This is a genomic window from Roseobacter sp. OBYS 0001, assembly GCF_019654895.1.
Classification (GTDB): Bacteria; Pseudomonadota; Alphaproteobacteria; order Rhodobacterales; family Rhodobacteraceae; genus Roseobacter; species Roseobacter litoralis.
The window spans coordinates 393,751-405,625 of sequence record NZ_BPES01000003.1; the positions used below are offsets into that span (position 1 = coordinate 393,751).

Annotated in this window: 14 protein-coding genes; all 14 read left to right on the forward strand. The window is 56.7% G+C overall.

Annotated features, from left to right (window positions below):
* Window positions 1-13: 13 nt before the first annotated feature.
* The 14 genes from K5Q35_RS09645 (at window position 14) to K5Q35_RS09710 (ending at window position 11,387) form a co-directional block, all read left to right on the forward strand.
* The gene (locus tag K5Q35_RS09645) at window positions 14-316 is read left to right on the forward strand and encodes a hypothetical protein (RefSeq protein ID WP_220799403.1); all 303 of its coding nucleotides are present in this window, start codon (window positions 14-16) and stop codon (window positions 314-316) included.
* Window positions 317-400: 84 nt separating this feature from the next.
* On the forward strand, window positions 401-2,356 hold the full coding sequence (gene dnaG / locus K5Q35_RS09650; protein ID WP_220799404.1) for a DNA primase: 1,956 nt from the start codon (window positions 401-403) through the stop codon (window positions 2,354-2,356).
* A 122-nt stretch (window positions 2,357-2,478) separates the two neighbouring features.
* A complete protein-coding gene (rpoD, locus tag K5Q35_RS09655; RefSeq protein WP_013962793.1) occupies window positions 2,479-4,461 on the forward strand; it encodes an RNA polymerase sigma factor RpoD in 1,983 nt (660 codons plus the stop codon).
* A gap of 190 nt (window positions 4,462-4,651) precedes the next feature.
* The gene (locus tag K5Q35_RS09660) at window positions 4,652-5,104 is read left to right on the forward strand and encodes a hypothetical protein (protein ID WP_220799405.1); all 453 of its coding nucleotides are present in this window, start codon (window positions 4,652-4,654) and stop codon (window positions 5,102-5,104) included.
* Between the two features lie 76 nt (window positions 5,105-5,180).
* Window positions 5,181-5,465 carry an HlyU family transcriptional regulator gene (locus K5Q35_RS09665; protein WP_013962791.1) on the forward strand — a complete coding sequence of 95 codons (285 nt, stop codon included), beginning with the start codon at window positions 5,181-5,183 and terminating at the stop codon, window positions 5,463-5,465.
* 74 nt (window positions 5,466-5,539) lie between these two features.
* Window positions 5,540-5,956, forward strand: coding sequence for a hypothetical protein (locus K5Q35_RS09670; protein WP_220799457.1), 417 nt, complete (start codon window positions 5,540-5,542; stop codon window positions 5,954-5,956).
* Window positions 5,957-5,997: 41 nt separating this feature from the next.
* Window positions 5,998-6,417, forward strand: a complete 420-nt coding sequence (locus K5Q35_RS09675; RefSeq protein WP_220799406.1) for a secondary thiamine-phosphate synthase enzyme YjbQ — start codon at window positions 5,998-6,000, stop codon at window positions 6,415-6,417.
* A 134-nt stretch (window positions 6,418-6,551) separates the two neighbouring features.
* Entirely contained in the window at window positions 6,552-7,019 is a 468-nt protein-coding gene (nrdR, locus tag K5Q35_RS09680) for a transcriptional regulator NrdR (RefSeq protein ID WP_011568035.1), read from the forward strand.
* Window positions 7,016-8,116 (forward strand): bifunctional diaminohydroxyphosphoribosylaminopyrimidine deaminase/5-amino-6-(5-phosphoribosylamino)uracil reductase RibD, encoded by a 1,101-nt coding sequence (gene ribD, locus K5Q35_RS09685; protein WP_259650510.1) that lies wholly within the window; start codon window positions 7,016-7,018, stop codon window positions 8,114-8,116. Before nrdR ends, ribD begins: the two co-directional genes overlap by 4 nt.
* A 139-nt stretch (window positions 8,117-8,255) precedes the next feature.
* Window positions 8,256-8,849: a riboflavin synthase gene (locus tag K5Q35_RS09690; RefSeq protein WP_013962787.1), complete on the forward strand. Its 594-nt coding sequence runs from the start codon at window positions 8,256-8,258 to the stop codon at window positions 8,847-8,849.
* A 70-nt stretch (window positions 8,850-8,919) separates the two neighbouring features.
* On the forward strand, window positions 8,920-10,044 hold the full coding sequence (gene ribB / locus K5Q35_RS09695; RefSeq protein ID WP_013962786.1) for a 3,4-dihydroxy-2-butanone-4-phosphate synthase: 1,125 nt from the start codon (window positions 8,920-8,922) through the stop codon (window positions 10,042-10,044).
* 3 nt (window positions 10,045-10,047) lie between these two features.
* On the forward strand, window positions 10,048-10,599 hold the full coding sequence (locus K5Q35_RS09700; RefSeq protein ID WP_013962785.1) for a 6,7-dimethyl-8-ribityllumazine synthase: 552 nt from the start codon (window positions 10,048-10,050) through the stop codon (window positions 10,597-10,599).
* On the forward strand, window positions 10,596-11,078 hold the full coding sequence (gene nusB, locus K5Q35_RS09705) for a transcription antitermination factor NusB (protein WP_013962784.1): 483 nt from the start codon (window positions 10,596-10,598) through the stop codon (window positions 11,076-11,078). Before K5Q35_RS09700 ends, nusB begins: the two co-directional genes overlap by 4 nt.
* Before the next feature lie 54 nt (window positions 11,079-11,132).
* Entirely contained in the window at window positions 11,133-11,387 is a 255-nt protein-coding gene (locus K5Q35_RS09710) for a hypothetical protein (protein ID WP_013962783.1), read from the forward strand.
* The last annotated feature ends 488 nt before the right edge of the window (window positions 11,388-11,875 follow it).

An 11,875-nucleotide genomic window follows, 5' to 3' on the forward strand; every position in this document is an offset into this window, starting at 1 on the left:
AAGGAGTTCGAAAATGTTGCGTCTTACACTAGCTGCCCTTTTGGCCTGCACTGCGGTTCCTGCTCTGGCGGATGTGGACAAAACGGAATCCTGCGGTTTTCAGGCGCAGGTCGTTTCGGCGGTCCAGCAAGCGCGGTTGGATAAGGTCAAGGAACGCAATGTGGAAAAAACGATTCTCGCTGCAGATCCGACGTGGCCTGCGAATTACAGCAATGCGATCCCGCTCATCACGCCTTGGGTTTACGAATTGCCGATGAAACAAGTGCGCGACAATGATCTGAGCGAAATCTGGAACCAGAATTGCCTCGGTCAGTGAATGGTCTTGTGGGGTTTTGCGCTGCGTAATGCCGCGACGCTGACTCCGCTGGACTCTCTGCGTGGCTGGCCTGATAATTGAGTCATGAGCCTGCCGCCCGGATTTTTAGATGAATTGCGTACCAGATTGAGCCTCACACAGGTGGTTGGGCGCAAAGTCATGTGGGATGCGCGCAAATCCAATCAGGGCAAAGGTGACATGTGGGCGCCATGCCCTTTCCACCAGGAAAAATCCGCATCGTTTCATGTAGATGACCGAAAAGGGTTTTACTACTGTTTCGGGTGCCACGCGAAAGGGGACGCGATCTCTTTTGTGCGCGAAACCGAAAACGTCGGCTTTATGGAAGCGGTGGAAATTCTGGCGGGCGAGGCCGGAATGCCGATGCCGGAACGAGACCCGGAGGCGCAGCAAAAAGCGGATCGCCGCACGCAGTTGGCCGAGGTCATGGAACTGGCGGTCAACTATTTCCGGCTGCAGCTGAACACCGGTGCTGCCGCTGAGGCGCGCAGCTATCTGGAGCGTCGCGGTCTGAGGTCAGAGACACTGGAGCGATGGGAAATCGGTTATGCGCCGGATCAGTGGCAAGGCCTTTGGGATCACCTGAAAGCCAAGAATGTTGAGGATGAACTGATCCTTGCAGCAGGGTTGGCCAAGCCTTCCACCAAAGGTGGCAAACCCTATGACACGTTCCGTGGGCGCATCATGTACCCCATTCGCGATGCACGCGGGCGGGCGATTGCGTTCGGCGGTCGGGCGATGGATCCGAATGATAACGCCAAATATCTCAACTCGCCCGAGACTGAGCTTTTTGACAAGGGCCGCAGCCTTTATAATCAAAAAGAGGCACGCACCGCTGCGGGCAAAGGCCAGCCCCTGATCGTGGCGGAGGGGTATATGGATGTCATTGCCCTTGATTCTGCCGGGTTTAACGCCTCAGTCGCGCCTTTGGGAACAGCCATCACCGAAAGTCAGTTGCAGATGCTGTGGCGCATATCACCCGAGCCGATTGTCGCGCTGGATGGCGATGCTGCGGGGTTAGGGGCGGCGATGCGGTTGATTGATCTCGCCCTGCCTTTGCTTGAAGCGGGGCGGTCCTTGCGATTTGCGATTATGCCGGCTGGGAAGGACCCGGATGATTTGCTGCGTGAACAAGGGGTTGCGGCGCTGCAAAAGCTACTCGATGAGGCCATGCCGATGGTCCAACTTTTGTGGCAACGTGAGACAGAGGGTGGTGTCTTTGACAGCCCAGAGCGCAAAGCGGCCCTTGAAAAAGCCCTGCGTGACAAAGTGATGCTTATCAGGGATCCGTCGATCCAAAGCCATTATGCTCAGGCATTGAAAGATATGCAGTGGCAATTGTTTCGCCCACAGCGGAAAAATAATCCGGTCTGGCAAAAAAACAGGCGGCAATGGGGGAGCTCCCCTGCCACGCCGCTAACCTCGACCAAAGCCTCTGCACTGGCCAGCGCACAGACGATTGACGTGACCGAAGCCCTGCGTGAGGCGGTTTTGCTTGCTGCTTTCGCGACGTGCCCCTCGGTCATCGAAGACTTTGAAAGTGATCTGGAACGTATGAACTGCACGGACCGCACCCATCAAGCGTTGCGGGACCTTCTTTTGCGCAACATGTCTGCTACGGAATCCGAAATCCGTGCCTTAGTTTCTGAAACTCTTGGGCCGAACACCCTTGAAAATCTATTGGCTCAGAGCCATGTCGCTATCGTGCCGTGCATCCGAACGCCCGGCGATGCGGAAAAGGTCCGGATGACGGTTGCGGAAGAGTTCGCAAAGTTGAGCGCAACCCGTGGATTAAACGCAGAAATCGCAGAGGCGTCGGAAGACATGAGTGGTTTGGCGGATGAAGGGCTGACCTGGCGGCTGTCGCAAGCGGCCAAAGCAGCTGAAAATGCCCTGAAAAGTGTTCATGAGGACCGGGCAGAATACGAAACAGGTGCAAATGGGGCGCGAATCAGTCGGGATGAAAGAAACACTCTGGACGCCCTGCTGGAGTCGATTAAATCCCAAAAACCGCATGGTTAACCATATTTGAAGAGTAAAGCGTGAAATAGTGGTGCTTAACGGGTGGTCGAATCACCCAAAACGCTAGATGATTCCCTTATGATTCGGGCAAGCGAATCAACATATTCTGTGAGGAGCAGCGCATGGCCGCCAAAGATACCAACGACGACGCAAAGCCAGACGATCAGGATGCGGGACATTCGCTTGATATGAGCCAGACTGCGGTCAAGAAGATGATCGCTGAGGCGCGCGAGAAAGGCTACATCACCTACGACCAGCTCAACACTGTGCTGCCGCCCGATCAGGTGAACTCCGAACAGATCGAAGATGTGATGTCGATGCTGTCTGAAATGGGCATCAACATCATCGAAGACGAAGACGCCGAAGAAGAAGAAGCCAAAGGCTCGACCGAGCTGGCGACCACTGAAGGCACCCGCGAAGTCACGCTTGGGTCCGGCACGAGCGAGAAACTGGACCGCACGGATGATCCGGTGCGCATGTACCTGCGCGAAATGGGGTCGGTTGAACTGCTGAGTCGCGAAGGCGAAATCGCGATTGCCAAGCGGATCGAAGCTGGTCGGAATACAATGATTTCAGGGCTTTGTGAAAGCCCGCTGACCTTTCAGGCGATTACGATCTGGCGCGACGAACTCTTGTCTGAGGACATTCTGCTGCGCGATGTGATCGACCTCGAAGCGACATTTGGCAACCAGTTGGACGAAGACGTCAGTGTTGGCGAGCCGGTTGTCGCGACAGAAGGGGCGGCCCCTCAAAAAGAAGAGGCGAGCCCGGAGCTTGATGCCGATGGCAATCCGATTGCCAATGACGACGACGATGATGAAGACGAACAGGCCAACATGAGCCTCGCGGCAATGGAGGCGGCGTTGAAGCCGCAGGTGCTTGAGGCGCTCGACATCATTGCCGACGACTATACCAAGTTGAGCGAGATGCAGGATAGCCGGATTTCGGCGACATTGAATGAAGACGGCAGCTTTAACGCAGGCGATGAGGCTTTGTATCAAAAGCTGCGCTCAGAGATTGTTCTGTTGGTCAACGAATTGCACCTGCACAACAACCGTATCGAAGCGCTTATCGACCAGCTTTACGGCATTAACCGTCGGATCATGCAAATCGACTCTGCGATGGTGAAACTGGCGGATCAGGCCCGTATCAACCGGCGCGAGTTCGTCGACGAATACCGTGGGTATGAGCTTGATCCCAATTGGATGGAGCGGATGGCCGAAAAATCCGGTCGCGGCTGGCAGATGTTCATCGAACGCTCCAGCGACAAGGTCGAAGAGCTGCGCACGGATATGGCCCAGGTTGGTCAGTATGTGGGCCTTGATATCTCCGAATTCCGCCGGATCGTGCAGCAGGTGCAAAAGGGCGAGAAAGAAGCGCGTCAGGCCAAGAAAGAAATGGTCGAAGCCAACCTGCGGCTCGTCATTTCCATTGCCAAAAAATACACGAACCGCGGCTTGCAATTCCTTGATCTTATTCAGGAAGGCAACATCGGCCTGATGAAAGCCGTTGATAAATTCGAATATCGGCGCGGCTACAAGTTCTCGACCTATGCCACATGGTGGATTCGTCAGGCGATCACACGCTCGATTGCGGATCAGGCGCGGACAATCCGTATTCCTGTGCATATGATCGAGACGATCAACAAACTGGTGCGCACGGGTCGCCAGATGCTGCATGAGATCGGGCGTGAACCGACACCGGAGGAATTGGCCGAGAAGCTGCAGATGCCGCTTGAGAAAGTGCGCAAGGTGATGAAAATCGCCAAGGAACCGATTTCCCTTGAGACGCCGATTGGCGATGAGGAAGACAGCCAGCTTGGTGACTTCATTGAAGACAAGAATGCCGTTCTGCCTTTGGACAGCGCCATTCAGGAAAACCTCAAGGAAACTACCACCCGCGTGCTTGCATCCCTTACCCCGCGCGAGGAACGCGTGCTGCGCATGCGCTTCGGCATCGGCATGAACACCGACCACACGCTCGAAGAGGTCGGCCAGCAGTTCAGCGTGACCCGCGAACGCATCCGCCAGATCGAGGCGAAGGCGCTGCGGAAGTTGAAACACCCGAGCCGAAGCCGCAAGCTGCGGAGTTTCTTGGATCAGTAGCGATCACCCAGAACTCGATGAAAACTCGCCGGATGTTCGTGTTGTCCGGTGGGCTTGGAGAAGTGCATCTTGGCTGTATGTACTAGGCTTTGCGGGCTTCGTTACGGTTTATCTCTTCCCAAGAATACAGTTCGTCGCATCCAATGAATGGTTAGCTGCGATCTGATGGGTCACTGGTCCCTTACTATTCATGATTGGCGGCCTGCAAATTCTAGCGCTCTTTCATGATCCAACGCAATACGATGAATTTCAAGCACGCCGATGGAAACGAAAGAAAAAGAGTAGTGACCCGCCTTCGGTCACTGGGAAGCCGTTTTTGTTAGCGTTCGCTTACGTTGCTGGTCCATTTTGTCTTAGGGTTTTTTACCTTTTCATTTTCATTATTTGGCTACCCATCCTTACGACCCTGGTTTCCCGAGATGCTGTTTCCCATAACTTCAAAGTATTGGAACTGAGCGAAGGCGGGTCAAAACATCCGGACACTATCAGATTCGAAGGTCATGCTTGGATGATCGGAGGGCTGCATCATCCGCCAACCGCAGTCTGGGATGCAGTAGAAATCGGTGACACGATCCGCCTTTCTGGCACAGGCAACCGGTGGGGCGTTTTCTACGACGAGATCGAGTTGATCAAACAGCAATGACACAGTTCGCCGTTATCAGTCTTTTCCCTGCACCGCCGCCACGTTAAGCTTGGGCAAAGCCAAAAGGGGAGCGCGCATGTCATTTCTCAAAAAACTATTCGGCGGTAGCGGTGGCGGTGGGTCTGAGGCCAAAGCCCCGACTGAAACCCATGAGGGCTTTCTGATCACGGCCACACCAATGGCCGAAGGCCCGTCCTATCGCGTCTGCGCAACCATAGAAAAAGAAATCGACGGTGAGACGTGCAGCCATAAGCTGATCCGTTCAGATATGATTCAGGGGCTGGAAGACGCACAGGCGGCTAGTTTTCGCAAAGCGAAACAAGTCATCGACGAGCAGGGCGAGCGAATTTTTCGGTCTTAGAAACGCTCTGACGATTGGCCTTTCTGTGACAGATGTGTAGCGTCAGCACAGAAATTGGAATGGGTTAAATCGTGATGCTTCGCGCTATTCTGACAGGGCTATGCTGTGTATTTTTTTCCGTGCCCGCTGGGGCACAGCCCTACCGTGCGATAAACTGGCTGTATGTCGTCCCGGTGAGCCAGAACAGCTTTGAGGTCATCGATGACGGCAGGTCAAGCGCCAAGGACTTTTGGTGCGCGGGTTCGGACTATGCCCGCGCGTTTGGCTTGGATGGCGTGCGAAAGCGGCTTTATATCCTTGATCCCCTTGGAGATTCTAAAACAACGGCCGGTGCCAAGGGCGTGATGTTTACGGTCAGCCCGGATGACGCGATGAAGAACACGCCATCCTCCTATTCCGTTTCCGTAAAACGCGGCAACGAAAACCTTGCGATCAGCCATGCGTATAACTTCTGCGACACTTTGTTGGACGGTGTCTTCGGTCGCTTCTGAGAAACCTATTCTTTCCCACCGAACAGGACATGAAAAGCGCGATGAAAACACAGTTTGAATTTCAAACAGACGGGCCCGGGCTTTACGAATTTACCGATCAGGTCGCTGCATGGCTCCGGCCCCGCGGTGATGGTCTGTTAACGTTGCTCGTGCAGCACACATCGGCCTCGCTGTTGATACAGGAGAACGCAGATCCGGACGTGCAAACCGATTTGCAGGCCTTTTTCAACCGATTGGTGCCACCTGCGGATGACGCAAAGATGTCCTACCTGATCCATACGGTCGAAGGCCCGGATGATATGCCTGCCCACATCAAGGCGGCGATCATGCCGGTGAGCCTGTCTATTCCGGTCTCGGCGGGGCGGCTTCAACTGGGCACTTGGCAGGGGATTTATCTGGTGGAACACCGCTGCCGTCCGCATCGCAGACGGGTGGTCGCGCACTTTAATGCTGACCGATAAGACACGGTTTTTGCCACAACATGTGGGATGATAATTCGCCTCTACCCAAAACTTAGGCGTTCGCCTATACTTGTGGATAAGTGGGGCGGTGATCCCACAACAAGAGGCAGAGACTGGAATAAGGGGGACGGCCGATGCGCTGCCCGTTTTGCGGAAATATTGATACTCAGGTAAAAGACAGCCGTCCTGCGGAGGACCATGTCTCCATAAGGCGACGCCGGTTTTGCCCGGCCTGTGGCGGGCGGTTTACCACCTATGAACGTGTGCAGCTGCGCGATCTGGTGGTCATCAAATCTACCGGCAAACGCGAAGATTTTGACCGTGATAAACTTGAGCGGTCCATCCGGATTTCGATGCAGAAACGGCCCATTGATCCTGAGCGTATCGACCAAATGATCTCGGGTATTGTGCGCCGGTTGGAAAGCATGGGCGAGACCGATATCGGCTCCAAACAAATCGGTGAGATCGTGATGGAAGCGCTCGCGCGGATCGATACCGTTGCCTATGTGCGCTTTGCCAGTGTGTACAAGAACTTTCAGGCGGCAGATGACTTTGACAAATTTGTCAGCGAATTGCGCCCGGACGTTCCCGGCGACGAGTGACCGAGGCGTCCCGCTACATGGCGCTGGCCCTGTCGTTGGGGCGGCGGGGGTTGGGCCGTGTTTGGCCGAACCCGGCTGTGGGCTGTGTGATTGTTAAAGAGGGCCGGATTGTCGGGCGCGGCTGGACCCAACCGGGGGGCCGCCCGCATGCCGAGACGCAGGCACTGGCGCAAGCCGGGGCGCAGGCGCGCGGTGCCGATGTCTATGTGACGCTGGAGCCTTGCGCGCATCACGGCAAGACCCCACCCTGCGCAGCGGCGTTGGTCAAGGCGGGCGTTGCGCGGGTTTTCGCGGCCACCGGGGACCCTGACTCAAGGGTGCACGGTGCTGGTTTTCGCGCCTTGGAACAGGCGGGCATCCATGTTCAGTCCGGCATTTTGGAAGCGCAGGCGCGCCGGGACAACGCGGGCTTTTTTGCGCGCGTGGAACTGGATCGCCCTTTCATGACGCTCAAGCTTGCAGGCAGCTTTGACGGGCGCATTGCAACCGGCACAGGCGAGAGCAAGTGGATCACAGGCCCGCAGGCGCGCCGCGTGGTGCATGCATTGCGTGCGCGGCATGATGCGGTGATGGTGGGCGCGGGTACGGCGCGCAAGGATGACCCGGCGCTGACCGTCCGGGACCTCGGCACCACGTGGCAACCCGCGCGTGTTGTGATCAGCCGCAGGCTCGATGTGTCGCTGATGGGGGTCTTGGCCCGCACGGCGTCTGAGGTGCCGGTGATCTTATGTCATGGCAAGGACGCCGATCCGCAGTTGATCCGAACCTGGCAGGATTTGGGGGCAGTTCTGTTGCCCTGCGCGGCGCGGGGTGGGCAATTGGACCCTGCGGATGTGATGCGCCAACTGGCCGGGCATGGTCTGACGCGGATCTTTTGCGAAGGGGGCAGCGCCTTGGCGGCGTCCCTGTTCGAGGCCGACCTCGTGGATGAGTTGATCGGCTTCACCGCAGGTCTGGCGATCGGGGCAGAGGGGTTGCCGTCGATTGGCGCTTTGGGGCTGAGCAATTTGTCGCGCGCGCCGCGATATGGCCTGCGCAGCACGCAGCGCATCGGTTCAGACATCATGCATATCTGGGAGCGCGCGCAGCCTGATTGACACGCGTCGCGATGAACGGTTCTGCCACGCTTTGCGTGGTGCATCAACGGCAGCCATAAGGCCATGACGCGCTGCAGGGGCTTGTCAGCTTTGGGTCTCCCCGCTACGTCATCACAAACACCAGCACGGCGGAGCTTTCATGTTTACGGGAATCATTACCGACATCGGCACAATCATCGACCTCAAACAGGAGGGCGATCTGCGGGCGCGCATTCGCACGGGTTATGATACGTCCGGCATTGATATGGGGGCCTCCATCGCGTCGGATGGTGTCTGCCTGACCGTGGTTGATCTCGGGCCGGATTGGTATGATGTGCAGATCAGCGCCGAGACCGTGAGCAAGACGAACCTCACCCATTGGGCGGTCGGCGGTCACGTCAATCTCGAACGTGCCTTGCGTGTGGGGGATGAGTTGGGCGGTCATATCGTGTCGGGGCATGTGGACGGTGTTGCCGAAGTCGTCGCGGTGATGGATGAGGGCGATAGCACGCGGGTGACATTGCGCGCACCTGAGGCACTGGCACGGTTCATCGCACCGAAAGGGTCGGTGGCCCTCAACGGGACCTCTTTAACGGTGAACGAGGTCGACGGCAGGGACTTCGGAATCAACTTCATCCCCCATACGAAAGAAGTTACGACATGGGGTGGGGTCAGCGTTGGGGACGCCGTGAACCTCGAAATCGACACGCTGGCCCGTTACGTCGCGCGCCTTGCGGAAATGCCTGCGCATTGAACCGGGGGCGGCTGGTCAAGCCTTCTGGCTTGGTCTATGAGCCTCTCCCAGACAAAGAGGCGTTCTTGCTATGACATTTGAAACATCCGGCCCAATTGAGCGTGAGTTGCGCGACAGCATCTCACCCATCGAAGCGATCATTGAGGATGCGCGTCACGGTCGGATGTTCATTCTGGTCGATCATGAAGACCGTGAGAATGAAGGCGATCTGGTGATCCCTGCGCAATTTGCGGATGCACAGGTGATCAACTTCATGGCCACCCATGGCCGTGGGCTGATTTGTCTGCCGATGACGTCCGAGCGTATCGATACCTTGGGTCTGCCGATGATGGCGGTCAACAATTCGTCGCGCCATGAGACGGCTTTTACCGTATCGATCGAGGCGCGCGAAGGTGTCAGCACCGGCATTTCGGCCCCAGACCGGGCGCTGACGGTCGCCATCGCCATTGATGAGGACAAGGGTCAGGCAGATATTGCAACGCCGGGTCATATCTTTCCGTTGCGTGCACGTGCGGGCGGGGTGCTGGCGCGGGCCGGGCATACCGAAGCCGCGGTTGATATCAGCCGCTTGGCCGGGCTGCATCCCTCTGGCGTGATCTGCGAGATCATGAAGCCGGATGGCGAAATGGCGCGTTTGCCCGATCTTGTGAGCTTTGCGCAGGAACACGACCTGAAGATCGGCACGATCAGCGATCTGATCGCCTATCGCCACAAGCACGACAACTTGCTGCGCCTGCGGGATGAGCGGATGGTCAGTTCCGTTTTTGGCGGTGAGTGGTGTATGCGGATTTTCTCGGATGAGATGACCGGCACCGATCATGTCATGCTGTCCAAGGGTGATATTTCGACACCGGAACCGGTGCTGGTGCGCACCCATGCTCTGAACGCGCTGGAAGACGTTCTGGGCCTTGGTCCCAGCCCGGCGGATGAGCTGCCCCGCGCCATGCAGATCATCGCTGAGGAAGGGCGTGGTGCGGTCTTGCTGTTTCGCGAACCGCACCCGAAACTGCGTCTGGACGACGATGACGAGGATGGGCCCCGCACGATCAAACGCACAGGGGTCGGCGCGCAGATCATGTCGACCATGGGGCTGCACGAACTTATCCTGCTGACCGACAGCCCGCAGACGAAATACCTCGGGCTTGAAGCGTATAACCTTTCCATCATCGGCACCCGTCCGATTACAAAGGACTGAACCATGGCTGCTCAAGAACAGCATTACGTCTTGCCGCGTCCGACATTCGAAAAGCCGGTGAAGATTCTGATCGTGGTCGCACCCTATTACAAGGACATCGCGGATAGCCTGGTGGCAGGGGCCAAAGCCGAGATTGAAGCGGCTGGCGGGTCTTGGGAAGTGGCGGAAATGCCCGGCGCGCTTGAGGTGCCGACGGCAATTGGCATGGCGGACCGGCGCAGCAATTTCGATGGCTATGTGGCTTTGGGTTGTGTGATCCGTGGCGAGACAACCCATTATGAGACGGTGTGCAATGACAGCAGCCGTGCGTTGCAGCTTTTGGGGCTGCAGGGGCTGTGCATTGGCAATGGCATCCTGACAGTTGAAACGCGCGCGCAGGCCGAAGCACGCGCAGATGTCTCCGGTCAAAACAAAGGTGGCGGGGCGGCTGCTGCGGCGTTGCATCTGATCGCACTGGCGCGTAAGTGGTCCTCCGAGAGCAAGGGCATTGGCTTCAAGCCGCTGGGGCAAACGATCCAAATGGCCGGCGATATAGACGGAACTGACACGGTATGAGCGCGTTTCACGGTAACCTGTCGGGCAATCAGCGCCGCAAAATGAAATCTGCCGCGCGCCTTTATGCGGTGCAGGCGCTGTTTCAGATGGAGCATTCAGGCCAGACCATTGAAATCGTGCGGCGGGAATTTCTCGAGCACCGCTTCGGTGAGACATACGACGGGCAAGAGATGTTGGATGGTGATGTCGACCTGTTTGATACGGTCATCGAGGGGGCAGTGAACTTTCAGGCCCCGATAGATCAGATGACCGACCGTGCATTGGTGGCCAAATGGCCTTTGGGGCGCATTGATCCGACCTTGCGCGCCCTGTTTCGCGCGGCTGGCGCCGAATTGAATGGTAAAGACACGCCGCCAAAGGTTGTGATTTCCGAGTATGTCGATGTTGCGCGCGCATTTTTTGAGGACGGAAAAGAGCCGAAACTGGTCAACGGTGTGCTGGATCACATGGCACGCGAGGCCCGACCCGACGCCTTTTGAGGCTTGCCGGGGCCGTCTAGGGGGCTACGTTTCTGCTCTGAAGGAGCGACAGTCATGCCACGTGTTTTCAAACTCTACCTGATGAGTGCCCTGAACGGCTTTGGCATTTCGCTGGCCTTTGTGGCGTTGATCCTTGCCTTCAATGTTGCAAACCTGCGCCATCTGGTCGGCACATCCGATATCGGTGTTTTGGCCACCGTTGCGTTCTGGATCCTGAATGGAATCGTCTTTTCCGGCGTTCAATTTGCCTGGGCATTGTCGCAGATGGTGCGCGTTGATCCATCCGAACTGGATGAAAGCAGCCGCTAGATCACTCTTTTGTGGCGAAATATTAAGAAATACTGCCTAAGATCGCTTTAATCGCCATATCCTGTGGCCTAGGCACTGGACATTTTTTTTCCAAATGCCATCTTATGATCAAAGGAGAGCAGTAATGTTTGACGCCATCATATCGTTCTTTCGGTCTTTGTTTGCACAACCTCAACAACAGGAACTTCTTATTCCTGTGCGCGTGGAGCGTAAAAAGGACCAACTGCGCCGCCGTTGATTTCTGTTTGTCGGTTGATTGATGCGGGTGTGACGGGCCCGCAGTAACCGTTTTGGTTTTATATTCCCGAGGACCTGTATGTACAGGTGGGCGCCAGGTAACCAGGCCAAGGCCAGGACAGAGCCAGCTCCCTCGGATTTGCTTAAGGCCACTGGAACGTAACCAGTCACGAGAGAAGCAGCACCCGTCACACCTTACCATCTAGGCCGGGCTTGCCCCGAGAACAAGGGCAAGCGGCGCATTACGCGAT

Excerpts from the sequence above, each read along its gene's own strand:
- K5Q35_RS09690 (WP_013962787.1), top strand. The coding sequence starts at position 8,256 with ATGTTTACGGGAATCATTACCGACATCGGCACAATCATCGACCTCAAA.
- K5Q35_RS09645 (WP_220799403.1), top strand. The coding sequence starts at position 14 with ATGTTGCGTCTTACACTAGCTGCCCTTTTGGCCTGCACTGCGGTTCCT.
- K5Q35_RS09670 (WP_220799457.1), top strand. The coding sequence starts at position 5,540 with ATGCTTCGCGCTATTCTGACAGGGCTATGCTGTGTATTTTTTTCCGTG.
- K5Q35_RS09660 (WP_220799405.1), top strand. The coding sequence starts at position 4,652 with ATGATTGGCGGCCTGCAAATTCTAGCGCTCTTTCATGATCCAACGCAA.
- K5Q35_RS09675 (WP_220799406.1), top strand. The coding sequence starts at position 5,998 with ATGAAAACACAGTTTGAATTTCAAACAGACGGGCCCGGGCTTTACGAA.
- ribB (WP_013962786.1), top strand. The coding sequence starts at position 8,920 with ATGACATTTGAAACATCCGGCCCAATTGAGCGTGAGTTGCGCGACAGC.
- K5Q35_RS09700 (WP_013962785.1), top strand. The coding sequence starts at position 10,048 with ATGGCTGCTCAAGAACAGCATTACGTCTTGCCGCGTCCGACATTCGAA.
- K5Q35_RS09710 (WP_013962783.1), top strand. The coding sequence starts at position 11,133 with ATGCCACGTGTTTTCAAACTCTACCTGATGAGTGCCCTGAACGGCTTT.
- K5Q35_RS09665 (WP_013962791.1), top strand. The coding sequence starts at position 5,181 with ATGTCATTTCTCAAAAAACTATTCGGCGGTAGCGGTGGCGGTGGGTCT.
- rpoD (WP_013962793.1), top strand. The coding sequence starts at position 2,479 with ATGGCCGCCAAAGATACCAACGACGACGCAAAGCCAGACGATCAGGAT.
- nrdR (WP_011568035.1), top strand. The coding sequence starts at position 6,552 with ATGCGCTGCCCGTTTTGCGGAAATATTGATACTCAGGTAAAAGACAGC.
- nusB (WP_013962784.1), top strand. The coding sequence starts at position 10,596 with ATGAGCGCGTTTCACGGTAACCTGTCGGGCAATCAGCGCCGCAAAATG.
- dnaG (WP_220799404.1), top strand. The coding sequence starts at position 401 with ATGAGCCTGCCGCCCGGATTTTTAGATGAATTGCGTACCAGATTGAGC.